This is a genomic window from Sodalis sp. RH21, assembly GCF_047324175.1.
GTDB lineage: Bacteria > Pseudomonadota > Gammaproteobacteria > Enterobacterales > Enterobacteriaceae > Acerihabitans.
This window is the reverse complement of record NZ_CP178732.1, coordinates 5,917,935-5,944,576: the sequence shown is the minus strand read 5'-3', so window position 1 is coordinate 5,944,576 and position 26,642 is coordinate 5,917,935. Positions and strand designations below refer to the sequence as shown.

General features: G+C 55.9%; 25 protein-coding genes. 14 read left to right on the top strand and 11 right to left on the bottom strand.

Annotation, left to right across the window (positions count from 1 at the left end):
- Window positions 1–77 precede the first annotated feature (77 nt).
- Window positions 78–1,559, top strand: coding sequence for an ankyrin repeat domain-containing protein (locus tag ACL2XP_RS27480; protein WP_413736579.1), 1,482 nt, complete (start codon window positions 78–80; stop codon window positions 1,557–1,559).
- Between the two features lie 33 nt (window positions 1,560–1,592).
- Here the strand turns inward: ACL2XP_RS27480 and ACL2XP_RS27475 are convergent, their stop codons facing one another.
- Complete coding sequence (locus ACL2XP_RS27475; RefSeq protein WP_413736578.1) at window positions 1,593–1,991, bottom strand: hypothetical protein; 399 nt, start codon at window positions 1,989–1,991, stop codon at window positions 1,593–1,595.
- A 641-nt stretch (window positions 1,992–2,632) separates the two neighbouring features.
- Complete coding sequence (gene rpmE / locus ACL2XP_RS27470; protein ID WP_413736577.1) at window positions 2,633–2,848, bottom strand: 50S ribosomal protein L31; 216 nt, start codon at window positions 2,846–2,848, stop codon at window positions 2,633–2,635.
- Window positions 2,849–3,050: 202 nt separating this feature from the next.
- Between rpmE and priA the strand changes: the two genes are divergently transcribed.
- From priA to rraA, 7 genes are all read left to right on the top strand, one after another.
- A complete protein-coding gene (gene priA / locus ACL2XP_RS27465) occupies window positions 3,051–5,246 on the top strand; it encodes a primosomal protein N' (RefSeq protein ID WP_413736576.1) in 2,196 nt (731 codons plus the stop codon).
- A gap of 271 nt (window positions 5,247–5,517) precedes the next feature.
- Window positions 5,518–6,552: a DNA-binding transcriptional regulator CytR gene (gene cytR, locus ACL2XP_RS27460; protein WP_413736575.1), complete on the top strand. Its 1,035-nt coding sequence runs from the start codon at window positions 5,518–5,520 to the stop codon at window positions 6,550–6,552.
- 89 nt (window positions 6,553–6,641) lie between these two features.
- The gene (gene ftsN / locus ACL2XP_RS27455; RefSeq protein ID WP_413736574.1) at window positions 6,642–7,670 is read left to right on the top strand and encodes a cell division protein FtsN; all 1,029 of its coding nucleotides are present in this window, start codon (window positions 6,642–6,644) and stop codon (window positions 7,668–7,670) included.
- An 87-nt stretch (window positions 7,671–7,757) separates the two neighbouring features.
- Window positions 7,758–8,288, top strand: a complete 531-nt coding sequence (gene hslV, locus ACL2XP_RS27450; protein WP_413736573.1) for an ATP-dependent protease subunit HslV — start codon at window positions 7,758–7,760, stop codon at window positions 8,286–8,288.
- Between the two features lie 12 nt (window positions 8,289–8,300).
- A complete protein-coding gene (gene hslU / locus ACL2XP_RS27445; RefSeq protein WP_413736572.1) occupies window positions 8,301–9,632 on the top strand; it encodes an HslU--HslV peptidase ATPase subunit in 1,332 nt (443 codons plus the stop codon).
- Window positions 9,633–9,726: 94 nt separating this feature from the next.
- Window positions 9,727–10,644: a 1,4-dihydroxy-2-naphthoate polyprenyltransferase gene (locus ACL2XP_RS27440; protein ID WP_413736571.1), complete on the top strand. Its 918-nt coding sequence runs from the start codon at window positions 9,727–9,729 to the stop codon at window positions 10,642–10,644.
- Window positions 10,645–10,755: 111 nt separating this feature from the next.
- Window positions 10,756–11,241, top strand: coding sequence for a ribonuclease E activity regulator RraA (gene rraA / locus ACL2XP_RS27435; protein WP_413736570.1), 486 nt, complete (start codon window positions 10,756–10,758; stop codon window positions 11,239–11,241).
- Window positions 11,242–11,303: 62 nt separating this feature from the next.
- Here the strand turns inward: rraA and zapB are convergent, their stop codons facing one another.
- Window positions 11,304–11,543 carry a cell division protein ZapB gene (gene zapB, locus ACL2XP_RS27430; RefSeq protein ID WP_413736569.1) on the bottom strand — a complete coding sequence of 80 codons (240 nt, stop codon included), beginning with the start codon at window positions 11,541–11,543 and terminating at the stop codon, window positions 11,304–11,306.
- A 506-nt stretch (window positions 11,544–12,049) separates the two neighbouring features.
- Here zapB and ACL2XP_RS27425 point away from each other — a divergent pair.
- The 6 genes from ACL2XP_RS27425 to tpiA all read left to right on the top strand — a co-directional run bounded on the left by ACL2XP_RS27425 (window position 12,050) and on the right by tpiA (window position 18,030).
- Window positions 12,050–12,898: an MIP/aquaporin family protein gene (locus ACL2XP_RS27425; RefSeq protein ID WP_413736568.1), complete on the top strand. Its 849-nt coding sequence runs from the start codon at window positions 12,050–12,052 to the stop codon at window positions 12,896–12,898.
- 39 nt (window positions 12,899–12,937) lie between these two features.
- Window positions 12,938–14,452 carry a glycerol kinase GlpK gene (glpK, locus tag ACL2XP_RS27420; RefSeq protein ID WP_413736567.1) on the top strand — a complete coding sequence of 505 codons (1,515 nt, stop codon included), beginning with the start codon at window positions 12,938–12,940 and terminating at the stop codon, window positions 14,450–14,452.
- A 123-nt stretch (window positions 14,453–14,575) separates the two neighbouring features.
- Window positions 14,576–15,586, top strand: coding sequence for a class II fructose-bisphosphatase (gene glpX / locus ACL2XP_RS27415; protein ID WP_413736566.1), 1,011 nt, complete (start codon window positions 14,576–14,578; stop codon window positions 15,584–15,586).
- A 164-nt stretch (window positions 15,587–15,750) separates the two neighbouring features.
- Entirely contained in the window at window positions 15,751–16,497 is a 747-nt protein-coding gene (gene fpr / locus ACL2XP_RS27410; RefSeq protein WP_413736565.1) for a ferredoxin--NADP(+) reductase, read from the top strand.
- Between the two features lie 61 nt (window positions 16,498–16,558).
- Window positions 16,559–17,137, top strand: a complete 579-nt coding sequence (locus ACL2XP_RS27405; protein WP_413739310.1) for a DUF1454 family protein — start codon at window positions 16,559–16,561, stop codon at window positions 17,135–17,137.
- A gap of 125 nt (window positions 17,138–17,262) precedes the next feature.
- Window positions 17,263–18,030: a triose-phosphate isomerase gene (gene tpiA, locus ACL2XP_RS27400; RefSeq protein WP_413736564.1), complete on the top strand. Its 768-nt coding sequence runs from the start codon at window positions 17,263–17,265 to the stop codon at window positions 18,028–18,030.
- Between the two features lie 114 nt (window positions 18,031–18,144).
- On the opposite strand, the gene rbsR is transcribed toward tpiA, so the two are convergent.
- The 8 genes from rbsR to pfkA all read right to left on the bottom strand — a co-directional run bounded on the left by rbsR (window position 18,145) and on the right by pfkA (window position 26,384).
- On the bottom strand, window positions 18,145–19,149 hold the full coding sequence (rbsR, locus tag ACL2XP_RS27395; protein WP_413736563.1) for a ribose operon transcriptional repressor RbsR: 1,005 nt from the start codon (window positions 19,147–19,149) through the stop codon (window positions 18,145–18,147).
- Window positions 19,150–19,158: 9 nt separating this feature from the next.
- Window positions 19,159–20,079: a ribokinase gene (gene rbsK / locus ACL2XP_RS27390; protein ID WP_413736562.1), complete on the bottom strand. Its 921-nt coding sequence runs from the start codon at window positions 20,077–20,079 to the stop codon at window positions 19,159–19,161.
- An 83-nt stretch (window positions 20,080–20,162) separates the two neighbouring features.
- On the bottom strand, window positions 20,163–21,050 hold the full coding sequence (rbsB, locus tag ACL2XP_RS27385) for a ribose ABC transporter substrate-binding protein RbsB (RefSeq protein ID WP_413736561.1): 888 nt from the start codon (window positions 21,048–21,050) through the stop codon (window positions 20,163–20,165).
- Between the two features lie 25 nt (window positions 21,051–21,075).
- Window positions 21,076–22,044: a ribose ABC transporter permease gene (gene rbsC, locus ACL2XP_RS27380; protein WP_413736560.1), complete on the bottom strand. Its 969-nt coding sequence runs from the start codon at window positions 22,042–22,044 to the stop codon at window positions 21,076–21,078.
- On the bottom strand, window positions 22,044–23,555 hold the full coding sequence (rbsA, locus tag ACL2XP_RS27375) for a ribose ABC transporter ATP-binding protein RbsA (protein ID WP_413736559.1): 1,512 nt from the start codon (window positions 23,553–23,555) through the stop codon (window positions 22,044–22,046). Before rbsA ends, rbsC begins: the two co-directional genes overlap by 1 nt.
- A 7-nt stretch (window positions 23,556–23,562) precedes the next feature.
- Window positions 23,563–23,982: a D-ribose pyranase gene (rbsD, locus tag ACL2XP_RS27370; RefSeq protein WP_413736558.1), complete on the bottom strand. Its 420-nt coding sequence runs from the start codon at window positions 23,980–23,982 to the stop codon at window positions 23,563–23,565.
- Window positions 23,983–24,164: 182 nt separating this feature from the next.
- Window positions 24,165–25,154: a sulfate ABC transporter substrate-binding protein gene (locus ACL2XP_RS27365; protein WP_413736557.1), complete on the bottom strand. Its 990-nt coding sequence runs from the start codon at window positions 25,152–25,154 to the stop codon at window positions 24,165–24,167.
- 267 nt (window positions 25,155–25,421) lie between these two features.
- The gene (gene pfkA / locus ACL2XP_RS27360) at window positions 25,422–26,384 is read right to left on the bottom strand and encodes a 6-phosphofructokinase (RefSeq protein ID WP_413736556.1); all 963 of its coding nucleotides are present in this window, start codon (window positions 26,382–26,384) and stop codon (window positions 25,422–25,424) included.
- Window positions 26,385–26,642: the final 258 nt, after the last annotated feature.

Sequence of the window (26,642 nt, the reverse complement as noted above, 5' to 3'; positions counted from 1 at the left end):
CCAAAGGCCGTCGCCCCCCGGATGGGCGCGGCCCGGCGTCGCCCTCGCCTAGGGGTTTATTATCCCTGCCGGCGGAAATGTTCGCCAACATTTTCGCTCATCTGGATTTAGCCGAGCTGATGGCGGTTGAATCATTGGGCGCTGTCGCCGGGCAGCAAGCGCGTTATGTGTTTAAACGACGCGATGGCGCACAGGTCCGGCAACAAATTTTTCGGCAAATCCGCTTGGGTAATCGGCAGATTTTCCATTTTTGCCGCGATCGCCTTGGGGAACTGAACCAGCTTATCGATCCCAAAAGTGGTCGGACGCTGTTAATTGTAGCCGTCAGATATAAACATGTGGCCGTAGTCGACAAACTGCTTAAGCTGCCCGGCGTCAATATCAATGCCGCCGATCGCTATGGTTTTTGCGCGCTGCATTATGCCGTTATTCATGGCCAGGCGCAGATATTGAGCCGCCTTCTCAGCGAATCCGCGCTTGATGTCGCCGCGCAAAATGCCAACGGGTCGAACGTTATGCATTGCGCAATCCAGGGGGGCCATAAGGCGATACTAAGGCGATTGCTGGAGATCCCGGTCATTGACCCCAACGCGCCCGACCACGCCGGCATGACGGCCTTGCACTACGCCGCCTTGAACGGCCAAATGGATATGCTCGAAATAATACTCACGGCGCAGGGGCTTGATCTGAATGCCCGCGATCGCGATGGCTCCTCCCCCTTGCACTATGCCGTTTGTTCCGGTCGCACACCGGCGTTGGAAAAATTGCTGGGGACACCGGGCATCGATGTTAACGCGCTGGATAGATGGGGGAGCCCGCCCCTGCACTATGCGGTTTCAGACGAATTTATGCCCATGATCAGGCGGTTACTCGTCGCGACCGGCATCGATGTCAATATCGTTGATGCCACCGGACAAACGGCCTTGCATTTAGCCGCCCTGAGCCGGGGGGCGAAAGCGGCAAACCTGCTGCTGCAAATACCCGGGATTAACGTTAACGCGGTGGGTCCCCATCACCGGACCCCCTTGATTTATGCCATAAAAGAGGGTCACATCGGCATGGCCAATTATTTGTTGGACCGGCCGGATCTCGCCTGTAATATCGCTGATGGCGAGGGTTGGACCCCGCTGCTTTGCGCTATTACCGGTGAACATTGGGCAATTGCGCTGCGACTGCTGCAGTTGCCCGGCATAAATGTCAATGCCGCCCAGCAAGAAGGCTGGATTGCGCTGCATTTTGCCGCCATCAAGGGGCATGATCGGTTGGTAGGCCAGCTTCTGGCCATGCCGGGAATCGATATTAACGCCCGTGAGGCAGATGGCTGGACCGCACTGCATTGCGCGGCGATAAATGGGTTTACCGGGACGGTTGAGCAGTTGCTGGGTATGCCGGCCATGGATATTGACGCTACGGATAATTACCATCGCACGGCGTTATATTACGCAAGGCTTAGCGGCCATAAGCAAACCATCAGGATGATTCAGCGGACATGCGGGCTGCGTGGCAGTCAAAACGGGACCGCTCACGACGAGTCAGCCGGGCATTGCGGTTCGGCATAGCGGTTTATGGCTGGTCCAAATCAACGGGCGCGGTCAACCTGCCGGCGGCTGTTCCAACTTAGCGTCTTCCTGTTTCAGATTATTCCTGTCGGCCAGCACCCAGACGCTGCGCCCCCTAACCATGGCGTCCGACCCCTTGATGTCGTCCATTAATGTCACGCAGCCATAGAGCCGTCCCCGGCGGGTGATGGAAAATTGGTTTTTATTGGCTGACCAGCTAATGCGGGCATCGTAGGGCAAAACGCCGACGCGTTTTTTCAGCGTTTTATCGGCATAAGCGGCAAGTCCATTTTTTTCCTCGACCCGATACCTTTTTGGCCGGGTATGCGCCGCTGCATAGGCGGACCGGGGCGCGGTGGAGTGGGTGGGGCTGCCGTCATGCCGCATGGCGCCACGCCCGATCGGGTAGTGGATTTGAATTTGCCGGGTCATTAAAATATCCTGTTATTGCGAATAAAGCTGAAAAGCCTGTATGTCCGATCCGCGTATCCCCCTATGGCGAACCCCGGCGCCGCGTTATGGGCGCGTAAGGCACAGCTTGATACCTAATTGAGCCTGAATATATTCATGCAGTTATCATTCATAGTGACACTTAAATAAAAATAGAGAACGCCGCCGGCTCAACCGTTAATATAAAGAAATAGATCATTATGGGAAACTACTTTTTAATAAAAAACGCCCGGTACTGTCAGCGTTAATTATTATATCCATGGGAAAAATAAAAGCCTTTTTTAATGTATTGGATATAATTATTTAAGAATTAATTTCTAAGCAGGTTATGCGCTGCACCAATAGCCGGGGATGAATAGCCGCGCCCGGCCTTAAGCTGTCCGCTGTTGCTGTCGCTGGCTTTATCATTGTATGGGGACGTTGTTTAGAGGGTATGTTGATTTTATCAAACGATGATTAAGGAATAATACCAATATTGGCGTTGCCGTTGCTATTTCTACTGGGGAAAGATGCTTGATAAAAAACAAAACCCCGGTTTTTGGCCAGGGCTTTATCAAATAGCTTCAAATAGCTTTAAATAACAACAGGCACTCACGGCGCCCGTTGTTTCTTCGGCATGACAATTATTTTTTGGCACCCGGAATGCTGAAACGCTTGTTGAAGCGATCAACACGTCCGCCGGTGTCAGCAACACGCTGTTTACCGGTATAGAACGGGTGACATGCGCCGCAAACGTCCAGGGTCAGGTCGTGGCCCAGAGTAGAATGGGTCTTGATGATGTTACCGCAAGAACAGGTTGCAGTAATTTCTACGTATTTCGGATGGATATCTTTTTTCATGGAAAACCTCTGCGTAAGGCCGCGTCGCTATCCAGTCTTCTTCCGCCGGACACCACGCGAATGGAGTTGAGTTTCTCTAATGCCGGATGACATCAAAGGCGGCGAATCATACAGAATGCCGCCGACATTTGCAAACACATCCGTGCATTGAGAACCACACAGTGTACACTATCAGCGCAATTTTTTCACTCTGGATGCCCCGATGCCTGTTGTTCACGTTGCGTTACCGGTGCCATTGGCACGCACGTTCGACTACCTGTTGCCCGAGCACATGCGCCCCGCCGTCGGCGGGCGCGTACGCGTTCCGTTCGGTCAACGCCATGCCATCGGCATCGTCACCGGCATCAGCGCCCAAAGCGAATTGTCGCCGGATAAACTCAAGACGGTAAAAGACGTTATCGACGAACGCTCGCTGTTTCCGGATAGCCTGTGGCGTATTTTGAACTGGGCTATCGGGTATTACCATTACCCGGTCGGTGAAGTGCTGTTTCATGCGCTGCCGGTATTAATCCGCCAGGGCAAGGCCGCCGAAATGGCCCCGTTATGGTCATGGTTTGCCACCGAACAAGGGCGCGCCACGCTGCTTGATACCCTTAAACGCGCGCCCAAGCAGCAACAGGCATTGGCCGCCTTGCAGCAGGGCCCGGTTTATCGCCACCAGGTCGCGGAACAAGACCTGGCCGAAAGCGCTTTACAGGCCCTGCGCGCCAAAGGGCTATGTGATTTACGCGCCAGCCGGCCGGTCGGCATTGACTGGCGGGAAAGTTACCGGGTCGAGGGTGAAAGGTTACGGTTAAACACTGAACAGGCCACCGCCGTAGGCGCAATCCGCAGCGAAGATGAGCAGTTCGCCGTCTGGCTACTGGCCGGGGTAACGGGTTCAGGTAAAACGGAAGTTTATTTGACGGTTCTGGAAAATATTCTGGCCAAAGGGAAGCAGGCACTCATTCTGGTGCCCGAAATCGGCCTGACCCCGCAGACTATCGCCCGCTTTCGCGAACGCTTCCACGCGCCGGTGGAGGTGCTGCATTCCGCACTTAACGATAGCGAACGGATGGCGGTCTGGCTCAAAGCGCGCAGCGGTGAAACCGCCATTGTTATCGGCACCCGCTCGGCATTGTTTACCCCCTTTGCCCGGCTGGGCGTTATCGTTATCGACGAAGAGCATGACAGTTCGTATAAGCAGCACGAGGGCTGGCGCTACCATGCCCGCGATCTGGCGGTATTTCGCGCGCGTGAAGAAAATATCCCGATAATTCTGGGGTCGGCGACGCCCGCGCTGGAAAGCCTCTATAACGTGCAGCAAAAAAAATATCGCAACCTGACGCTTGGCAAACGCGCCGGCAACGCCCGCCCCCCGACACAGCAGTTGCAGGATCTTAAGGGCCTGGCGCTGACCAACGGCATGTCCCAGCCCCTGCTGCACAAGATGCGCACTCATCTCGATGCCGGCAATCAGGTCATGCTGTTCCTTAACCGGCGCGGATTCGCGCCCGCCCTGCTGTGCCATGAATGCGGCTGGATTGCCGAGTGCCCGCGCTGCGATCATTATTACACCATCCACCAGCAGCAGCGGCAGATGCGCTGCCACCACTGCGACAGCCAAAGGCCGATACCCCATCAGTGTCCCCAATGCGGCTCGACCCAACTGGTGCCCGTAGGCCAGGGGACGGAACAACTTGAAGAGACGCTGACGGCGCTATTTCCCGCCACGCCCATCACCCGCATCGATCGCGATACCACCGCAAGAAAAGGCGCGCTGGAGCATCACCTGGCCCAAGTGCATAAAGGCGGCGCCCGGATTTTAATCGGCACGCAGATGCTGGCGAAAGGGCATCATTTCCCCGACGTGACGCTGGTCTCGCTGCTTGATGTGGACGGAGCGCTGTTTTCCGCCGATTTCCGCTCCGCGGAACGATTCGCGCAGCTGTATACGCAGGTCTCCGGTCGGGCGGGCCGCGCCGGCAAACAGGGCGAAGTATTTTTGCAAACCCATCATCCGGATCATCCCCTATTGCAAATTTTGCTGCATGAGGGGTACATGGCTTTTGCGCAGCAGGCCCTCGCCGAACGGCTGGCCGTCTCGTTGCCGCCGTTCACCAGCCATATTCTGTTTCGCGCCGAGGATCATGACAACCAGCAGGCCATGCAATTTCTGGAGCGTTTACGCCAGTTACTTGACGCCAGCCCGCTGCGCGACGACACGACGTGGTTGATGGGGCCAATCCCGGCGCTGCAACCCAAACGCAGCGGACGATTCCGCTGGCAATTATTATTGCAGCATCCATCCCGCGGGCAATTACAGCGCCTGGTCGCGGCCAGCCTGCCGCTGGTGGGTACGTTGACCCAGGCGCGCAAAGTGAAATGGTCGCTGGATGTCGATCCCACGGATATCTAAATCATGGTGCGCATTGCCTGCTGTTTGCGGGAGACGTTCGAATATTATTCAAACTTTGTCCGGATCGGCCTTTTATAACGCGAAAGTGTTTCACAATCTGATAAAAAGAACAGGTTCGGTGATGGCGGATTCATATAACGTTTATCCCCTATAACTGAGATGCCGGCCGCGAAATATGCCCGCCGGCAACAGCGTCGCATCGGTGGCCTGCGCCACGGAAAAGGGAAAACGCGCGATTTTGTCAGTCTTGCCCCGACACCAGGAGAATGATGTGGAACCAAAAAAAGCTGCCGGTATGGCGACCATGAAAGACGTGGCGGACAAAGCCGGGGTTTCGACCGCCACCGTTTCCCGTGCGCTGATGACGCCGGAAAAGGTTTCGGCCCTGACGCAAAAAAAAGTCCAGCTTGCCGTCGACGCCGTCGGCTACTCCCCGCAACCCATGGGCCGCCTGCTAAAACGTAATGAAACCCGCAACCTGCTTGTGGTGGTGCCGGATATTTGCGATCCTTTTTTTGCCGAAATGCTGCGGGGAATAGAAGAAACCGCTGATGAGCAGGGCTATTGGATATTGATGGTCGACTGCGCCCACCAGCGCCCCCATAAAAAAAGCTTTAGTGATTTGATCATCGCCAGGCAGATCGATGGTATGTTGCTGCTCGGGGCCGAGCCCCCATTCGGGATAGATAAAGCGGAACAGCAAAATTTGCCGCCGATAGTGATGGTTAATGAATTTGTGCCCGAACTCCAGTTACCGACGGTACATATCGACAACCTCACCGCGGCCTATGAAGCGGTGGATTACCTGTTCAGCCTTGGCCACCGGCGCATTGGCTGTATTAGCGGTCCAGAGCATCTGACGCTTTGCCAATATCGCCTTCAGGGGTATATTCAGGCGCTGAGTCGCCATGGAATCCCCTCCGACGGCCATATGGTATTTCGGGGCGAGGTGAACTTTCAGACGGGTGCCGCGGGGCTTAATGCATTAATTTCGCGAACCTATCCGCCAACTGCTATCTTTTGTCACAACGATATCATAGCGTTTGGCGCGTTATCCCAGGCGAAGAAGAACGGCTTGAGCGTGCCGGCGGATTTGTCTTTGGTCGGCTTTGATGATATTGCGTTCGCGACCTTTTGCGACCCACCGTTGACTACCGTGGCGCAGCCAAGTTATCAACTCGGACGTGAAGCGCTGCTGTTACTATTGCAGCAAGTCAGGCAACAGGCGGTAGGGAACGCCTCGTTGCTGTTGGACAGTAAACTGATCGTCCGGGGCAGTACCGCCATGCCCCGCATAAAAACCTAACGCGCTTTAGGATTACAGGCGCTAGTCAAATATTATTGCCTTCAGTAACATGACGGGCTGGTTACTTTCTCAAACTTAGCGAAACGATAGTGGCACAAAGAGACTATGTAGGCCGTGGAAAGACAAACACTCGGCGCAAAAAAACCAACAGTCGAAAAAAACGCACCTCTTCCGGCATATCTAAGACCATGATCGCATTGGCGGCGGCCGTATTGATTACGTTTATCGGCGGTCTCTATTTTATTGCCCACAATAAAGCTGAAGAAGCGGTTATTCTGCCAAGCCATGGCAATCACACCAGCAACGGCCTGCCGCCCAAACCGGAAGAACGCTGGCGCTATATCAAAGAGCTGGAGAATCGTCAGATCGGGGTGCAAACGCCTACTGAGCCCACCGCCGGCGGCGAAGTGCAGACCCCGGCCCAGTTAACCGACGAACAGCGCCAACTCCTGGAGCAGATGCAGGCGGATATGCGTCAGCAGCCGACCCATCTCAATGAAGTGCCTTATAACGATCAGGTGAAAACCTCCGCGGCGAACCATGCGCGCCAGCAGAACCAGCCATTACCGCAAAACGCGCCGCAGCAGCATCAGGCGCCCGCGGCCGCGGCAACCCAGGCGCAGCCGCGTCAGGTGTTCTCCGCGCCGGTAGAGGCTCAGCAACCCCGTCAGGCGCCAGCGGCCCAACAACCGCCGCGCCAGGTGTTTTCGGCGCCGCAGCAGCCTCGGCAAGCACCAGCGGTACAGCCGGCGCCGCGCCAGGCTCCGGCCGCGCCACAGCCTGCGCACCAGGCCCCGGTCACCGCCGTGCAACCTTCCCCGCAGCCGAAGGCGGAAGTACGCGCGGAACCCAAAACCGAGCCAAAAGCGGATAAAGAACCGAAGGAAAAAGCGCAACGTTGGTTAATACAGTGCGGATCGTTTAAAGCCATGGATCAAGCGGAATCCATTCGCGCCCAATTGGCTTTTGGCGGCATAGAAAGCCGTATAACCACCAGCGGCGGCTGGAATCGCGTCATGCTGGGACCCTACCCCACCCGCGCCGGCGCCGATAAATCACTACAGAGTTTAAAAGGTTCGGGGGTATCAAATTGTATCCCTATCGCCACCGGGGGTTGAAAAACCCTAATCCCGCCCCATTTATAAATTCAATATGCCCCATACTTGTTATGGGGCGCTTTATTCTATCTTTCCGGAGGGTTGCTCGTGACAACAATCGTAAGCGTACGCCGCAATGGCCATGTGGTAATTGGCGGCGATGGCCAAGCCACTCTGGGTAATACCGTGATGAAGGGCAATGTGCGCAAAGTCCGCCGCCTGTATCAGGATAAGGTTATTGCGGGATTTGCCGGCGGCACCGCCGATGCTTTTACGCTGTTTGAATTATTTGAACGTAAGTTAGAGATGCATCAAGGGCATTTGACCAAAGCCGCCGTTGAATTAGCCAAGGATTGGCGAACCGACCGGATGCTGCGCAGGCTGGAAGCCTTACTGGCCGTGGCGGACGAGACCGCCTCGCTCATTATTACCGGCAACGGCGATGTTATCCAGCCGGAAAACGATCTGATTGCTATCGGTTCCGGCGGCCCTTACGCCCAGGCCGCGGCGCGGGCACTGCTTGAAAATACCGAACTGGGTGCGCGGGAGATTGTCGAGAAAGCGTTGGGAATCGCGGGAGATATCTGCATTTATACCAACCAGTTCCATACTATCGAAGAATTAACGCCCAAAGCGTAAGGATCCCTTAATATGTCTGAAATGACTCCACGCGAAATCGTCAGCGAACTCGACGGCTATATTATTGGCCAGCACAACGCCAAGCGCGCCGTCGCCATCGCGCTACGTAACCGCTGGCGCCGCATGCAGCTCGACGAGGCGCTGCGCCACGAAGTAACGCCCAAAAATATCCTTATGATTGGGCCGACCGGCGTGGGTAAAACGGAAATCGCCCGCCGCCTGGCAAAACTGGCCAATGCGCCGTTTATCAAAGTCGAAGCCACCAAATTTACCGAAGTGGGTTATGTGGGCAAGGAAGTAGACTCCATTATCCGCGATCTGACCGATGCGGCGGTAAAAATGGTGCGTCTGCAATCCATGGATAAAAACCGCCAGCGCGCCGAAGAATTGGCCGAAGAGCGCGTGCTGGACGTGCTGATCCCACCGGCGAAAAACAACTGGGGCCAGCCTGAGGAAGCCGCCGAGCCGTCCGCCGCGCGCCAGAACTTCCGCAAAAAGCTGCGTGAAGGCCAGTTGGACGACAAAGAAATCGAGATCAATTTGGCCGCCGCACCGATGGGCGTAGAGATCATGGCGCCTCCCGGCATGGAAGAAATGACCAACCAGTTGCAATCGATGTTCAAAAATCTGGCCGGACAAAAGCAGAAGCCGCGTAAAATCAAGATTAAAGAAGCCTTAAAGCTGCTGGTCGAGGAAGAAGCCGCCAAGCTGGTGAATCCGGAAGAGCTGAAAGAACAGGCCATCGAAGCCGTTGAGCAGCACGGCATCGTGTTTATCGATGAGATCGACAAAATCTGTAAGCGCGGCGAGACGTCCGGCCCGGACGTATCCCGCGAAGGGGTGCAACGCGATCTGCTGCCGCTGGTTGAAGGTTGTACCGTGTCCACTAAACACGGCATGGTGAAGACCGATCATATTTTGTTTATCGCTTCGGGCGCGTTCCAGGTATCCAAACCTTCCGATTTGATTCCGGAATTACAGGGACGGTTGCCGATTCGCGTGGAGCTGGAAGCCCTGACCACCGATGACTTCGAGCGTATCCTTACCGAGCCCAGCGCTTCCCTGACCATTCAGTATAAAGCGCTGATGGCCACCGAAGGGGTAAGCATCGAATTCACCGCCGACGGTATCCGCCGCATCGCCGAGGCCGCCTGGCAGGTGAACGAACGTACCGAGAATATCGGCGCCCGCCGGCTGCATACGGTGCTGGAGCGTTTGATGGAAGATATTTCCTATGATGCCAGCGAATGGGATGGTAAAACTATTTCAATTGATGCAGATTATGTTCGTAGCCATCTGGATGAGTTAGTATCCGATGAAGATTTGAGCCGATTTATCCTGTAATCATTAACAGGTGGATAAACGACATCCGAAATGGGAGGCTCCGGCCTCTCATTTTTTTGCCTAAACCGGGTATTAAACAAAAGATTCGTTAATTATGAGTGAAACCGTCACCATCAGTCCGGCCAAAGCCTGGATGGTCAGTCTGCGCCTGCGCACCTTGCCGCTTGCGCTGGCTTCCATTGTCACCGGTTCGGCGATAGCCGGTTGGCAAGGACACTTCAAACCCGGCGTCGCGCTGCTGGCACTGTTAACCGCCGCCCTGTTGCAGATCCTGTCCAACCTGGCCAATGACTATGGCGATTCCGTCAAGGGCAGCGACGAACGCGGCCGCATCGGGCCGATGCGCGGCATGCAGCTGGGCGTTATTTCCCGCGAGCAGATGAAGTTCGCGCTGATACTGGCCATGGGGCTGGCGCTGCTGTCCGGCGCGGCGCTGATTGCCGTTGCCTGTGAAAAACCCGCCGATATCCTGGGTTTCCTGGTATTGGGCGTGCTGTCCATTATTGCCGCCATCACCTACACCATGGGCACCCGTCCTTATGGCTATATGGGACTCGGGGATCTGTCGGTATTGGTATTCTTTGGCTGGCTCAGCGTCGGCGGCAGTTACTACCTGCAAACCGGCACCTTCCACGCCATGGTGATGCTGCCGGCCACCGCCTGCGGATTATTGGCGGCGGCGGTGCTCAATATCAATAATCTGCGTGATATCGAAACCGATCGCCAGAACGGTAAAAATACCCTGGCCGTCAGGCTTGGGCCGCAATGGGCGCGTTATTATCATGCGGCATTACTTTCGGGCGCGGTAATGTGCCTGGCGATTTTCACCCTGCTTGAACTGCGCAACCTGGTCGGCTGGTTATTCGTGCTGGCGGTGCCGGCGCTGTATATGCAGGCGCGTTTCGTATTGCACGAAACCAACCCGCTGGGTATCCGGCCGATGCTGGAAAAAACCGTAAAATGCGCGCTCCTGATTAATATCCTGTTTGCCGTCGGCCTGCTGTGTAGTTGATACGCCGCGTGCGTTTTTCTGACGTCCATCAAGTTAACAATTGATGGTTTTGGCAACTGGCGCGAGAACGCGATATACTTTGGGCTCCAGCGGCAAACCGACGTAAATCCTATGAAATACGATACCTCAGAACTGTGCGACATTTATCATGAAGACGTGAATGTTGTTGAACCTCTCTTCAGCAATTTTGGCGGGAGGACATCGTTTGGCGGGCAGATCATTACCGTGAAATGCTTCGAGGATAATGGTTTGCTTTATGACGTGCTCGAAGAGAACGGGCTTGGCCGCGTCCTGGTAGTGGACGGCGGCGGTTCGGTCAGGCGGGCGCTGATTAATGCCGAGCTGGGCAATTTGGCGGTGCAAAATGAGTGGGAAGGGATCGTGGTCTACGGCGCCGTGCGCCAGGTGGACGATCTCGAAGAGTTGGATCTGGGCATTCAGGCCATGGCCGCCACGCCGGCAGGCGCCGCGAGCGAAGGTATTGGCGAAAGCGATATCCGGGTCAACTTCGGCGGGGTAACGTTCTTCTCCGGCGACCATCTGTACGCCGATAATACCGGCATCATCCTGTCGGAAGACCCGCTCGACATAGAGTAATCCGTCACCGATGCCAAAAGGGCGATCTGGCATCGCCCTTTTTTGTTAGCGTCATGCGGCTACTACACTTCTTCCATCTTGCTGAGCAATGCGCGTAAACGCTCTTGCCACACGCCCTGTTCCTGTTTCAACTGTTCATTTTCGTTAACCAGCGATTCGCGGTTACTGGATGCCTGCTGTAATTCCTGAGCCAGGCCGTTGTTCTTGTCTTTCAGTTCTTCGATTTCCATTTGCAAAAGCGTGATGGTATCAATCGCTTGCTGTACCTTCGCCTCTAATTTTTCAAATACTTCAAAAGCCATTTCAGCCCCCTTAAGCCTACAAGGTGTAATCGTGAATTTGCGCTACACCCCTGGGTGTAACCTGTTAAAACGTCAAATCGTCCGCACCCGGCGGGCGCGAAGCAAAATGTCTCGGGTACCAGCCTGAAGAGGGGATTTTAAGTAGCCCTAGCCCAGGTGTCCAGCCGCAATCGTCCAAATAGCCGATTGAGATGAGTATTGTACGCTATGAAGCCCGCCGGCAGAGTAAAGTTTTCTTTTCGCCCCTTTCCGCCTCCCGCGGATTAACATTTTTTGTTAAAAGGCATGATAGCCAGAGCACAGACTGAGGGTTTTTCTTGCTCTAAAATAAGCGTATTCGCTCATTTTTATGACGTACTGCACACATTTTGATTTCGATATTTCTCGTTTCTGCTCGTTAACGATAAATTTACAACATGCCTACATTATTTTTTAGGTTAGAGTTGATTCGGTGACCAGACGTTCGATAGGTGGTTACCTCACCTTTTCGCTACCAGGAAAAGATTATGAGCCAACAAAGAATACCAACGTTAAAAGGCCAATGTATTGCCGAGTTTCTTGGAACCGGTCTGCTGATTTTCTTCGGCTGCGGCTGCGTCGCCGCGCTCAAGCTGGCCGGCGCAAGCTTCGGCCAGTGGGAAATCAGTATTATTTGGGGTTTGGGCGTCGCCATGGCGGTTTACCTGACTGCTGCCGTATCAGGCGCCCATCTCAGCCCCGCCGTGTCCATCGCCCTATGGCTGTTCGCTAATTTCGAACGCCGCAAGGTGTTGCCTTATATTATCTCGCAGATGCTGGGGGCCTTTTGCGCCGCCGCCCTGGTGTACGCCCTGTATTACAACCTGTTTTTCGATTTTGAACAGGCTAACCATATGGTGCGCGGCAGCGTTGAAAGCCTCCAACTGGCCGGAATATTCTCAACCTATCCCAATGCCCATATCACGGTCGTCCAGGCCTTCTTTGTGGAAATGGTGATCACCGCCATTCTGCTGTGCCTGATCCTGGCCCTGACCGATGACGGCAACGGTATTCCCCGCGGCCCGCTGGCGCCGTTGCTGATCGGCATACTGATCGCGGTGATTGGCGCGTCAATGGGGCCGTTGACCGGTTTTGCCCTTAACCCCGCCCGCGACTTGGGGCCGAAGGTATTTGCTTATTTTGCCGGTTGGGGCAAGGTGGCATTCACCGGCGGACGAGATATCCCCTACTTCCTGGTGCCGTTGATTGCTCCGATCATAGGCGGCTGCCTGGGCGCGTACGCGTATCGCGCGCTGATTAGCCCCTATCTTCCCTCGGATGTCATCGAAGACGGAATGGAAGAAACGCATACAGCCAATTCCGAGCGCAAAGCTTAATGCTCACCATGTGAATTATAACTTTTGCAGGAACCTATTATGTCATCAGAAAAAAAATACATTGTAGCTCTGGACCAAGGCACCACCAGTTCACGCGCCATCGTCATGGATCACGATGCCAATATCGTCAGCGTTTCACAGCGCGAATTCACCCAGATTTATCCCAAACCGGGCTGGGTAGAGCACGATCCGATGGAAATTTGGGCATCGCAAAGCTCGACGCTGGTGGAAGTCCTGGCCAAAGCCGATATCCGTTCAGACCAGATCGCCGGCATCGGCATCACCAATCAGCGCGAAACGGCGGTGGTATGGGATAAAGAGACCGGCAAGCCGATTTATAATGCCATCGTCTGGCAGTGCCGCCGTACGTCGGATATGTGTGAAAAACTGAAGAAGGACGGCCTGGAAGAGTATGTACGCCATACCACCGGGCTGGTGATCGACCCCTATTTTTCCGGCACCAAGGTCAAATGGATACTGGATAACGTGGAAGGCGCCAGGGATCGCGCCAAACGCGGCGAACTGCTGTTCGGCACCATCGATACCTGGCTTATCTGGCGTATGACGCAGGGACGGGTGCATGTCACCGATTATACCAATGCGTCCCGCACCATGATGTTCAACATCCATAAACTGGAATGGGATGATAAGCTGCTGGAAATCCTGGATATCCCGCGGTCCATGCTGCCTACGGTACGCCCCTCTTCCGAGGTGTACGGCCAAACCAATATCGGCGGTAAAGGCGGGACCCGTATCCCTATCGCCGGTATCGCCGGCGACCAGCAGGCCGCTTTGTATGGACAACTATGCGTACAGCCGGGCATGGCCAAGAACACCTACGGCACCGGCTGCTTTCTGTTGATGAATACCGGTACCGAGGCGGTGCTATCGAAACACGGCCTGCTGACCACCATTGCCTGCGGCCCGCGCGGCGAGGTCAATTATGCCCTGGAAGGCGCGGTATTCGTTGCCGGCGCCGCCATTCAATGGCTGCGTGACGAAATGAAACTGATCAGCGATGCCGCCGACTCGGAATATTTCGCCGGCAAAGTGAGCGATACCAACGGCGTCTATGTGGTGCCGGCGTTTACCGGCCTGGGCGCCCCCTATTGGGACCCCTATGCGCGCGGCGCGATTTTCGGTTTGACCCGCGGCGTTAACGCCAACCACATTATCCGCGCAACCCTGGAGTCCATAGCCTTCCAGACCCGCGATCTGCTGGACGCCATGCAGGCGGATTCAGGCGCCCGGCTACAGTCGCTGCGGGTGGACGGCGGCGCGGTGGCCAATAACTTCCTGATGCAGTTCCAGTCCGATATTCTCGGTACCAAGGTTGAACGGCCCGAAGTGAGGGAAGTGACCGCCCTGGGCGCGGCCTATCTGGCCGGGCTGGCCGTAGGCTTCTGGAGCGACCTGGATGAGGTCAGGAGCAAAGCGGTAATCGATCGCGAGTTCAAACCCAGCATCGAAACCATTGAACGTAACGTGCGTTACAGCGGCTGGCAAAAAGCGGTTGAGCGCGCCCGTTCTTGGGAAGAACGCTCCGGCGAATAATCCCCGGCCGGTCATGTTTTAAAGCCCGGCGCTTTCCGGACGGTCCAGACCGTCCGGAATCCCCGCCGGGTGTGATAAACTTTGCGACAAACTTCCCTCACAGTTGAAACGCAAGGTTTGACCATGAAACGTGAATTAGCCATTGAGTTCTCCCGGGTTACCGAAGCCGCCGCGCTGGCGGGCTATAGCTGGCTTGGACGCGGCGATAAAAACGCGGCCGATAACGCCGCCGTGCAGGCCATGCGCATCGTGCTTAACCAAGTACAAATTGACGGGCGGATAGTCATTGGCGAAGGTGAAATCGACGAAGCGCCGATGCTCTATATCGGCGAAGCGGTCGGTACCGGCAGCGGTGACGCGGTGGATATCGCGGTCGATCCCATTGAAGGCACCCGCATGACGGCCATGGGCCAGGCCAATGCCCTGGCGGTATTGGCGGTGGGTGAAAAAGGCGCATTTTTGCACGCGCCGGATATGTACATGGAAAAACTGGTGGTAGGCCCCGATGCCAAAGGCGCCATCGATCTCGACCTGCCCCTGGACCAAAACCTGCGTAATATTGCCCGCCAGCTCGATAAGCCCCTGGAGCGGTTAACCGTGGCCATTCTGGCCAAGCCCCGCCATGAAAGCTGCATTGCCGACTTGCAGCGGCTCGGCGTGCGGGTATTTACCGTTCCCGACGGCGATGTGGCCGCCTCGATTTTGACCTGCATGCCCGACAGCGAAGTAGATGTCATGTACGGCATCGGCGGCGCGCCGGAAGGGGTGATCTCCGCGGCGGCCATCCGCGCGATGGACGGCGATATGCAGGGCCGGCTGTTGCCCCGGCATCAGGTCAAAGGCGATACTGAAGATAATCGCCGCATCGGCGCCGATGAACTGGCCCGCTGCGCCGCCATGGGCATCAGCGCCAATACCGTGCTGCGGCTCAATGATATGGCCCGCAATGACAATGTGATATTTTCCGCCACCGGCATCACCAAGGGCGATCTGCTCAGCGGTATCGCCCGCACGGGCAATCTGGCCACCACCGAAACGCTATTGATCCGCGGCAACAGCCGCACCATTCGCCGCATAACGTCCACTCATTATCTCGATCGCAAAGATCCGGCCTTGCATCCGTTTATTCTGTAACCGCGGCGATACGAATGGCGCAGGGGTTGATAAAACCATGCAACCATTGGTTAACATTTACCGCTGCCGCACTGGCAGCGCTGGTCAAATTAGCCGATAATGGCGCTTTCAATATGAGCCGCTGTGACAGAGTGGAGAATCGGGACCAAGGGGAAAAGATCGCTATGGCTGAATGGGTGACCGGGAAAATCATACATGTGGAACACTGGACGGAGAGTCTTTTCAGTCTGATCGTCAATGCGCCGGTGGATCAATTTACCGCCGGGCAGTTTGCCAAACTGGGGCTGGAAATCAACGGCGAACGCGTTCAGCGCGCTTACTCCTACGTCAATGCCCCGAGCAGCGACAATCTGGAATTTTATCTGGTCACCGTGCCTGACGGCAAGCTCAGCCCGCCGCTGCACGTGCTGCAACCGGGCGACGAACTGATGGTAACCAAAGAGGCCGCCGGCTTTTTTGTCCTCGACGAGATCCCCGAGTGCGACACATTATGGATGCTGGCGACGGGGACGGCCCTGGGACCCTTTTTGTCGATACTGCAACAGGGCGACGGCCTGGATCGCTTCCAGGATATCGTGCTGGTGCACGCCGCGCGTTTCGCCAGGGATCTCAGCTACCTGCCGCTGATGCTGGAATTGCAGCAGCGCTACAACGGCAAGCTGCATGTGCAGACCGTGGTCAGCCGCGAAGAGGTGCCCGGCTCGCTGACCGGCCGCGTCCCGGCCCTGATTGCCGACGGTTCGCTGGAAGCGGCGGTCGGTTTGCCGCTCAGTGCTCAAACCAGCCATGTCATGCTGTGCGGCAATCCGCAAATGGTGCGCGATACCCAGCAAGTATTAAAAGAAACCCGCGAAATGCGTAAGCATTTGAAGCGCAAGCCGGGCCATATAACCAGCGAACATTATTGGTAAGCCTTATCAAAAACGTCACCGGGCCCTATACAACGGGAAGCCATAGGCTGTGAAAACACGAATCCGCTTCGCCATCCCGATACTGGTGTTCTGGCTGGGCGTCTTCGCCACGGTGAACGCCGCCCGGGCGCAGGAGGACATGCCGCCGCCCGCCCCTTACTTACTGGCCGGCGCGCCCACCTTTGATCTGACGATAGTGAAGTTCCGCGAAAAATATAATGCCAATAATCCCCTGCTGCCGATCGGCGAGTTCCGGGCCATCGGCAACAGCAACGATGGCATTAACCTTACCCGCGCCGCCAGCAAAATCAGCGGCACCCTGTATGCATCCACCGCGCTGGAAAAAGGCAGCGGCAAAATCAAGACCCTGCAATTGACTTACCTGCCGGTGGAAGGCGGCGCTGAAAAAGCGGCCCGCGCCATCGCCATCGGTTATATGGCCGCCCTGGTACGCGAATTCGAGCCGACCCTTACCGTCGAGCAGAGCAGCGCGCGGGTTAGCGATCTGTTGGTTAAAGGACGGGGGTCGCGGTTTTTTCAGCAGTCCTGGGGAGCGCTACGCTATGTGGTGGCGGATAATGGTGATAAAGGTCTCACTTTTGCCGTCGAGCCGATAAAGCTGGCGCTGGCCGAGCCTTGACCTGTCCCGTTTAATGACAAAAAACAAAGCCACCGCGGTCCTTTCTCTCTATACTGTGGGACAGGTATATTGTCTCAAAGACAATCAATTTTTTAATTTCGCGTTTCCTGATTGGAGAATATAAGATGCGACATCCGTTAGTGATGGGTAACTGGAAGCTGAATGGCAGCAAGCATTTGGTTAACGAATTGATTGCCGCGCTGCGCAAAGAACTGAGCGGCGTAGTGGGCTGCGGCGTGGCTATCGCGCCGCCGGTGGTCTATCTGGAGCAGGCTAAGCGCCAGCTCGCCGGCAGCCAATTGGCGCTGGGCGCGCAAAACGTGGATACCAACCTGTCCGGCGCATTTACCGGCGAAGTTTCCGCCGATATGCTCAAGGATATCGGTGCGAAATATATTATTATCGGTCACTCCGAGCGCCGTACCTACCACAAAGAAAGCGACGAGTTTATCGCTGAAAAATTCGCCGTCCTGAAAGAAGCCGGCCTGATCCCGGTATTGTGTATCGGTGAAAGCGAAGCCGAAAACGAAGCGGGTCAAACCGAAGCGGTATGCGCGCGCCAGCTTGACGCCGTATTAAAAACCCTGGGCGCCAAGGCGTTTGAAAATACCGTCGTCGCCTATGAACCTATTTGGGCCATCGGTACCGGTAAATCGGCCACCCCCGCGCAGGCCCAGGCGGTGCATAAATTTATCCGCGGCCATATCGCCAAACACGATAGCGCCATCGCTGAACAAGTGATCATCCAGTACGGCGGTTCGGTCAATGCCGGCAACGCGGCTGAATTGTTCACCCAGCCGGATATCGACGGCGCGCTGGTTGGCGGCGCCTCCCTGAAAGCGGACGCCTTTGCGGTTATCGTAAAAGCGGCCGCCGCAGCGAAAAACGCCTGATTTACCCCGTATCGCCGGGTTGGCAAATCCGTTTTGCCCGCCCATCCACCGGAAACCACAGGTTTCCGGTTTTTTTTTGCCCATATTTTGCCGGATATCCTGCGGGCCGGCCGCTCAGCGTTTTGTAGCGACCGAGGCGCGATCCACCAGTTCGGGGGTCAACACCAGGATCTGGGGTTCGGTGTCGGGATTTTGCAGCCGGTAAATCAGCGTATCGATCGCCAATTCCCCCAGCGAATCCTTCGGTTGGTTGATGGTGGTCAACGGCGGGGTCATGTATTTGGCCAATTCGATATCATCATAGCCAATCACGGCCATATCTTGCGGCACCGACAGTCCCGCCTGGAACAGCGCCTGGTAAACCCCGACCGCCACCGCGTCGTTGCCGGTGAATACCGCATGGGGCGGCCGCGGCAACGCGAGTAATGCCTGCATCGCCGTCACGCCGCCGCCAAATTCGAAATCGCTGAATACTTCATAACCTGCGGGAATCGTCAAGCCGGCCCGGCCCATGGCGAGGCGATAACCCTCCAGGCGATGGCGCGCGGTGGTTTTATTCTGCGGCCCGGCGATGCAGGCAATATCGGTATAGCCGCGCGAAATCAAGTGCTCGGTGGCCAGGCAGCCGCCTAATAAAGAATTATCCTGGATGATATCAAGCGCATCTTCGAACGGCGTCCAATCCATCATCACAATCGGCAATGACGGATAGCGGCGCAGCGCCAGACGGGAAGGCTGATTGTTTTCGGTACACATGATAAGCAGGCCGTCGACGCGCTTTTGCAACAGCGTTTCCATGCTGCGGCTCATACGGTCGGCGTCCTCTTCCGTGTTACAGAGAATCAGGCTATAACCGCGTTCATAGCAGCTGCGCTCCACGCCGTGCACCACTTCCGCATAAAACGGGTTATTGCTGGAGGTAATTAACATGCCCAGCGTGCGCGTTTGGTTTATTTTCAAACTGCGGGCCAGCGCGGAGGGCGCATAATTGAGCTGTTCCACCACCGCCAGCACTTTATCGCGTACCGCGTCGCTGACAAACCGGTTGTTGTTAATCACGTGGGAAACGGTCGATGTGGAAACACCCGCCAGGCGGGCGACATCTTTCATGGTGGCCAAAAAATGCTCCTAACCCTTTAAAAAAGCGTCAATCTCGTCACGCCACGGAATCGATGGCTGCGCGCCTGGGCGGGTAACCGCGATGGCGGCGGCGGCATGGGCGAATTGGACGGCATGGTCCATATCCCGGCCTTCAAGCAATGCGGTCAGCAGGGCGCCGTTAAACGTATCTCCGGCAGCAATGGTATCCACCGCCTTGACCTTGAAACCGGGCACCAATTTGCCGTCGCCCCCGGAGCTAAGCCATACCCCCCTGCCGCCAAGAGTGATAATGACCGTCGAAATACCTTTGTCATGCAATATCAGCGCGGCCCGGGCGGCGGCGGCGTCATCGCTGATAGCCACCCCGGTCAGGCGCTCCGCTTCGGTTTCATTCGGGGTAATAATATCCACCAGCGCCAATAATTCATCCGGCAGTTGGCGGGCCGGCGCGGGATTTAAAATCACCTGGGTCCGATGCGCCCGGGCCAGTTTGGCGGCGGCGATCACGGTGTCCAGGGGCGATTCCAATTGCATCAGCAGGGCGGAGGCGTCGATCACGGACTGCCGGTAGCGGGACAAATAATCCGGCGTTACCGCGGCATTGGCCCCCGGGTCGATGCCAATCACATTCTCGCCGTCGCCATTAACGAAAATCAGCGCCACGCCGGTCGTGGCGCCCGCGGCGGGCTGCACGGATTGGATATCGATGTTATCCGCCTGTAATTGCCGGCGGATTCGCTCGCCCATATCATCTTCGCCCACGCAGGCGATAAAGGAGATATCCGCGCCGCTGCGTCCCGCCGCTACCGCCTGGTTGGCGCCTTTACCGCCAAACGCAATCCGGTAATTCTTGCCAATCAGCGTTTCGCCGGGACGGGGGAATTGTTCAAGATTAAGAATATGATCGGCATTAATGCTGCCCAGAACCACCAGTTTGTTTGTTGCCATCGCCATTATCCTGATTAAAGGCGTTACCCCCGCAGCATGCGCGGCGGAGGCAACGCAGGGCTATGCCTGAGCCACTATCGGCGTTACTTGGTGACCAGCTTCAGGGCAACCGGGATCACCGCGTCCACCTTCTCGCCCTTCAGGACTTTATCGGCGGTATCTACCCCGATACTGCCAATTTGGTCGGGCTGCTGGGCCACGGTGGCGGCAAGTTTGCCGCTTTGCACCGCTTTTATACCGTCGGCGGTGCCGTCAAAACCCACCACCAGCACGTCGGTTTTATTCACCGTTTGCAGGGCGCGCATGGCGCCCAGGGCCATTTCGTCGTTCTGGGCGAATACCGCCTGCACCGTCGGGTGCGCCGTCAGCAGGTTCTGCATGACGTTCAGCCCCTTGGTACGGTCGAAATCAGCGGGTTGGCTGGCTAACATAGCAAATTTATACTGTTCGGCCGATTGTTTAAAGCCTTCGCCGCGCTCGCGCGCCACGGACGTGCCGGCAATCCCTTCAAGTTGGATGACTTTGGTATTTTGACCGAGTTTTTGACCGATAAAATCACCGGCCATTTTGCCGCCGACCCGGTTGTCCGAGGCGATATGGCTGACCACGGTGCCTTTATTGGCTTTACGATCCAGGGTAATTACCGGGATCTTCGCCTGATTGGCCAGGATCACCGCATTGCCCACCGCATCGGAATCGCTGGGATTGATCAGCAGCAGCTTAACGCCGCGCACCGTCAGATCCTGCACGTTCGCCAGTTCCTTGGCGGGGTTATTTTGCGAATCCAGCACCACCAGCTGATATCCCAGCTTATCCGCTTCTTTCTGCGCACCGTCTTTCATGGCAACAAAGAACGGATTGTTCAGGGTGGAAACCACCAGCGCGATGCTGTCTTTCGCCAGCGCGTTGGCGCTGAGGGCGGCGCTTAACGCCAGGGCGGACATTACAAATGCTAATTTTTTCATTTTCATCTTTATCATTCCTGCGGGGGAGAGGTTATTTACTGCTTTTGTTATCTACCAGCACCGCCAATAAAATAACCACGGCTTTAACAATCATCTGGTAGTAGGAAGAGACGCTTAATAAATTCAGGCCGTTATTCAAAAAGCCCAGGATCAGCGCACCGATAAGCGTACCCATGATGCGGCCTTTGCCGCCGGCCAGGCTGGTGCCGCCCAGCACCACCGCGGCGATGGCATCCAGCTCATAGCCGGTGCCGGCCGTGGGCTGCGCCGAGGACAGCCGCGCGACTTCGATCACGCCGGCCAGCGCCGCCAGCAGACCGCATAGGGAATAGACGATGATTTTGACCCGATCGACGCTGATGCCGGACAGACGGGTCGCGGCCTCATTGCCGCCCAAGGCGTAGATATAGCGGCCCAGCCGGGTGTGATGCAGCATGTACCAGGCGGCGAGAAACACCACGGCCATGATCCATACCGGCGTAGGCACCCCCAGCGGGCGGCCGATACCAAACCAGCCAAAGGCATCCGCTACATCGGAAAAGCCCGTGTTGACCGGGCTGCCGTTGGTATACACCATGGTGATGCCGCGCAGCAGCAGCATCATGACCAGGGTGGCGATAAAAGCCTGCACCCTGCCCTTCGCCACGATCATGCCCGTCACCGCGCCGATGGCGGCCCCCAAACCCAGCGAGGCGGCCACCGCCACCATGACGTTCATCTCCAGGCCCACCACCGACGCGGCGACCGCGCCGGTCAATGCCAGCAGCGAACCCACGGAAAGGTCGATGCCGGAGGTCAGGATGACCAGCGTCATACCCACCGCCATAATGGCGTTCACCGATGTCTGCTGCAGGATATTGAACAGATTGTTCAGGCTGAAGAAATTGGAACTCATCGAAGACACCACGGCGATCAACACCAGCAATGCAATCAATGATTTTTGCTCTAATAGCCACGCTTTACTGATACCGCGCTTAACGGGGATAGTCCGGGAATTCATCACTGATTCTCCTGCTGTAGTCGATATTGCTTACCGACGGCCGCGGCCATCAGCACTTCCTGGGTGGCCTGCTCGATGGGGAAGGTGCCGCTTAAGCGCCCCTCATGCATCACCATAACGCGATCGCTCATGCCCAGCACCTCGGGCATTTCGGAGGAGATCAGAATGATGCTCAGCCCCTCTTGCTTGAACTGATTGATTAATTGATAAATTTCTTTTTTGGCGCCGACATCGACGCCGCGGGTCGGCTCATCGAGGATCAGCACTTTGGGCCGGGTCATCAACCCGCGGGCGATGGCGACTTTTTGCTGGTTACCGCCAGAGAGCAGGCCGATAGGCTGTTCCATGGACGGCGTTTTGATATTAAATAAACGGATAAAATCGCCTACCGCCTGCTGTTCATCGGCATGCTTCAGCCAACCGGCCTGATGGCTGAAATAGCGCAGGGCGGTCAGCGTCATGTTTTCTTTCACCGACATGCCCAGCACCAGGCCATCGCGTTTACGATCTTCGGAGATGTATACGATGCCGTTGGCCAGCCCATCCTGCGGCGTCCTGGCGACGACGGCCCGGCCGTCGAGCATGACGGCGCCGCCGGTGCGTTTGGCCGCGCCATACAGGGTTTTCATCAGCTCGGTGCGACCGGCGCCCATTAACCCGGCCACGCCGAGGATTTCGCTATGGCGCAGGGTAAAACTGACATCAAACACGCCTGGGCCGGAGAGATGGCTCACCACCAGGCATTCCGCCCCCGGGTCCATATGGATACGCGGATATTGTTCTTCCAGACGGCGGCCCACCATCATTTCAATCAGCGTGTCTTCTTCTAATTCGCTTACCGGACGCTCGGCGATAAACTGGCCGTCGCGCATAACCGTCACATCGTCGCAGATTTCAAAAATCTCTTTTAGCCGATGGGAAATATAAACGATGCCGCAGCCCTGCTGTTTCAGTTCATTGATAACGCTAAACAGCGATGCCGTTTCCGTATCGGTCAGGGCATCCGTCGGCTCATCCATGATAATGACCTGGGACTTGAAGCTGATCACCTTGGCGATCTCCACCATTTGCTGATCGCCAATCGACAAATCCCCCACCAGCCGGTGGCTGCTGTAATGTAAATTCAGCCGTGCCAGCAGCCGGTCCGCTTCGCTATACATCCGCGGCCAGTCAATACCGCCGAAACGGTTAAGAAACTCCCGGCCAAGGAAAATATTTTCAGCAATGGTCAATTGGGGAATCAGGTTCAGCTCCTGATGGATAATCCCGATGCCGGCCTCCTGCGAGGCCTTCGGCCCGCTGAACGTCACTTCGTGCCCCTGGAAAGCGAGGGTACCGGCATCTTTGCTGTAGATACCGGTCAGTACCTTCATCATGGTGGATTTACCGGCGCCGTTTTCCCCCACCAGGGCCATTACCCGGCCGGGATACACCGCCAGCGCCGCGCCGGAGAGCGCTTTCACTCCCGGAAACGATTTATCGATCCCTGTCAGTTGCAGTAACGGTTGCATAAGAACCTCAGAAAGTGACGCCGGAGCATAGGATAACGTTGGCAAAGGGCGAGCACTCACCGCTGCGGATAACCGCACGGCTTTGGCCGGTGCGCGTTTTGAACGCCTGGTGGCTGATATATTCCGTGGTGATGGTATTCCCCTGCCGCTGTTCAAGCTGGGACAGCAGCGCCAGCAGTTCCTGATGCAACTGCGGGTTATGGGTCTTGATCTCTTGGGCCAGGATGGCCTTTTCCACCTGCATTTCGCTGGTCACCACCTCGACCACCTGCATAAATGCCGGCACGCCGTGGGTCAACGCCAGATCTATTCTGAGGGTGGCGGCGGGAACGGGCAGGCCAGCGTCGGCAATGGCCACTTCATCGGTATGGCCTAAACGGGAAATGAGCGCGGAGACGTCGGCGTTCAGTAGTAACCCTTTTTTCATGTTCATTTCTCCCAGCGAAACGTTTCGCTGAGGAAGAAAATAATCAAAAAGAGATCGCTAAACAAGATCATTCAGTCAAAAATGTGATCGCCATCGAAACGTTTCGCTGGCAAGATAAAAAAACCGGCGGGTCCCTGTTTAAGGAACCCACCGACGGTATGAAGTACGGCGCTTATCCGTAATTAACGCTGGTTAATTTGATCGAAGCTGCCGCCGTTGGAGAAATGTACTTTCTGCGCCTGCTGCCAATCGCCGAACGTTTCGGCCAGGGTAAACAATTTCAACTGCGGGAATTCCTTGGCAAACTCTTTGGCCACTGCGGCGTCGCGGGGACGATAATAATTTTTCGCGGCGATGCGCTGCCCTTCCGTTGAATAGAGGTACTTCAGGTATTCCGTGGCAACATCGCGCGTGCCCCGTTTGTCGACGATTTTGTCGACCACCGACACGGTCGGTTCCGCCAGGATGGACTCGCTGGGCACGACGATGTCGTATTTATCTTTGCCGACTTCATTAACGGCCAGCAGCGCTTCGTTTTCCCACGCGATCAGCACATCGCCGATGCCTCGTTCCACAAAGGTATTGGTCGCGCCGCGGGCGCCGGAATCCAGGACCTCGACGTTTTTAAATACGGATTTGACGAAATCCTGGGCTTTAGCCTGATCGTTATTATTATGATGCAGCGCGTATCCCCATGCGGCCAGGTAATTCCAGCGTGCGCCGCCGGACGTTTTCGGATTCGGGGTAATGATGGAAATCCCGGGTTTCGCCAGATCCGGCCAGTCATGAATTTGTTTCGGGTTGCCCTTGCGTACCAGGAAAACAATAGTGGAGGTATAAGGCGCAGAGTTATCCGGCAGGCGCGTGATCCAATTTTTATCGATCACGCCGCGCTCGGCGATGGCATCCACATCATAGGCCAGGGCCAGCGTCACCACATCGGCATCAATACCGTTGATAACCGAGGTTGCCTGCTTGCCGGAACCGCCATGGGACTGGCGAATCGTGACTTTATCGCCGGTTTTGCCCTGCCAATATTTGCTGAACGCCGCATTGTAATCTTGATACAGTTCCCGCGTCGGATCGTAAGAAACGTTCAGGAGCTGAATGTCCTTCGCCAACGCGCTCCCCGATAATAAAATCAATAACAGCCCTGCTTGCCATTTCGACATCGTTCCACTCCCCAAGAGTATTGTGTAAGGTGCATATCGCGTTAGGAGAGAGTGTCAGAAATTGCGGCGTGATTTAAAGAATAAAAACGTAATTTATATAAGTAAAAGAGATAACCGGGGAATTAACGCTACGCGAGCGGGCTGATGGGGTAGGCGCGGAGAATTAAGCGGGTGGGGAAACAGGGCGTGAATAGCGTTCTGGAGAGAGTAAATTCGCGGCATTAACCGGGTTTGGCCCTCATCCCTGAGAGCAACATGACCCGCCAATCAATACAGTTTTTTAGCGCATTCCAGCAGATCGCTTTTAAACGGCCGCTTCATGTTTTCAATGGCATCAATAATATCGTGATGCACCAGCTTTTCGTTCTGTACGCCGACGCAGCGTCCGCCGTAGCCTTGCAACAACAGCTCGATTGAGTAGGCACCCATGCGCGAGGCCAGGATACGATCATAGGCCACCGGGCTGCCGCCGCGCTGGATATGCCCCAAAACCGTGGCGCGGGTTTCACGTCCGGTCTCTTTTTCTATATATTGCGCCAGCTCGCTGACATTGCAGATATGCTCGGTGATGGCGACAATAGCGTGTTTTTTACCTTTGGCGATGCCGGCTTTGATTTCGTAGACCAAATCGTCCGGTTTAAATTCCACCTCGGGTAATACGATAAATTCACAACCGCCGGCAATCGCCGCCGACATGGTGAGATCGCCGCAATAGCGCCCCATGACTTCGACAATGGAAATACGCTGGTGCGAAGAAGAGGTATCGCGCAGGCGGTCAATGGCTTCGACCACGGTTTCCAGGGCGGTGAAATAACCTATGGTGTAATCGGTGCCCGCAACGTCGTTATCAATGGTGCCGGGCAGGCCGATGCAGGGAAATCCCATTTCCGTGAGGCGTTTGGCGCCCATATAAGAGCCGTCGCCGCCGATCACCACCAGCGCATCAAGCCCGCGCTTATTCATATTTTCAATGGAAATAGCGCGCGTGCCCTCTTCCCGGAATTCGGGGAAACGCGCGGAGCCCAGAAAAGTACCGCCACGGTTAATCATATCCGACACGCTATAGCGATCCAGCTTCTTCATCCGATCCTGAAACAATCCCTGATAGCCGTCATAGATGCCATAGACTTCCAATCCTTCGGAAAGCCCCGCCCGCACAACGCCCCGGATCGCCGCATTCATGCCTGGTGAATCACCGCCGCTTGTCAGTACACCGATTTTCTTAATCATGACTACCTCTGAACTTAAGATATAAATTGTAGAATACACTATGCCGGCTATATTTCAGGTTCCGATTACAGCGGGCCCTGTGGCTTATGGTAAAAATAGTATAACAAATCCGTTTTGCTGAATTGATTCAGGTCAGGCTAAATCCCACTATCTCTATGTTTTAAACCACATGATAATGCATTACATTCCGATAGCGCCAGATTTTCACCGGCGCCGCGTTTGCCCGCTGCCACCGCGTGATAACCACCCTCTCATCCG

Bases quoted from the DNA above. Each gene is read 5' to 3' on its own strand.
- ACL2XP_RS27475 (WP_413736578.1), bottom strand. From the start codon at position 1,991: ATGACCCGGCAAATTCAAATCCACTACCCGATCGGGCGTGGCGCCATG.
- glpK (WP_413736567.1), top strand. From the start codon at position 12,938: ATGTCATCAGAAAAAAAATACATTGTAGCTCTGGACCAAGGCACCACC.
- fpr (WP_413736565.1), top strand. From the start codon at position 15,751: ATGGCTGAATGGGTGACCGGGAAAATCATACATGTGGAACACTGGACG.
- ACL2XP_RS27440 (WP_413736571.1), top strand. From the start codon at position 9,727: ATGAGTGAAACCGTCACCATCAGTCCGGCCAAAGCCTGGATGGTCAGT.
- rbsA (WP_413736559.1), bottom strand. From the start codon at position 23,555: ATGCAACCGTTACTGCAACTGACAGGGATCGATAAATCGTTTCCGGGA.
- rpmE (WP_413736577.1), bottom strand. From the start codon at position 2,848: ATGAAAAAAGATATCCATCCGAAATACGTAGAAATTACTGCAACCTGT.
- rbsK (WP_413736562.1), bottom strand. From the start codon at position 20,079: ATGGCAACAAACAAACTGGTGGTTCTGGGCAGCATTAATGCCGATCAT.
- hslU (WP_413736572.1), top strand. From the start codon at position 8,301: ATGTCTGAAATGACTCCACGCGAAATCGTCAGCGAACTCGACGGCTAT.
- priA (WP_413736576.1), top strand. From the start codon at position 3,051: ATGCCTGTTGTTCACGTTGCGTTACCGGTGCCATTGGCACGCACGTTC.
- pfkA (WP_413736556.1), bottom strand. From the start codon at position 26,384: ATGATTAAGAAAATCGGTGTACTGACAAGCGGCGGTGATTCACCAGGC.
- rraA (WP_413736570.1), top strand. From the start codon at position 10,756: ATGAAATACGATACCTCAGAACTGTGCGACATTTATCATGAAGACGTG.
- rbsB (WP_413736561.1), bottom strand. From the start codon at position 21,050: ATGAAAATGAAAAAATTAGCATTTGTAATGTCCGCCCTGGCGTTAAGC.
- rbsD (WP_413736558.1), bottom strand. From the start codon at position 23,982: ATGAAAAAAGGGTTACTACTGAACGCCGACGTCTCCGCGCTCATTTCC.
- glpX (WP_413736566.1), top strand. From the start codon at position 14,576: ATGAAACGTGAATTAGCCATTGAGTTCTCCCGGGTTACCGAAGCCGCC.
- tpiA (WP_413736564.1), top strand. From the start codon at position 17,263: ATGCGACATCCGTTAGTGATGGGTAACTGGAAGCTGAATGGCAGCAAG.
- ACL2XP_RS27425 (WP_413736568.1), top strand. From the start codon at position 12,050: ATGAGCCAACAAAGAATACCAACGTTAAAAGGCCAATGTATTGCCGAG.
- rbsC (WP_413736560.1), bottom strand. From the start codon at position 22,044: ATGAATTCCCGGACTATCCCCGTTAAGCGCGGTATCAGTAAAGCGTGG.
- ACL2XP_RS27365 (WP_413736557.1), bottom strand. From the start codon at position 25,154: ATGTCGAAATGGCAAGCAGGGCTGTTATTGATTTTATTATCGGGGAGC.
- zapB (WP_413736569.1), bottom strand. From the start codon at position 11,543: ATGGCTTTTGAAGTATTTGAAAAATTAGAGGCGAAGGTACAGCAAGCG.
- ACL2XP_RS27480 (WP_413736579.1), top strand. From the start codon at position 78: ATGTTCGCCAACATTTTCGCTCATCTGGATTTAGCCGAGCTGATGGCG.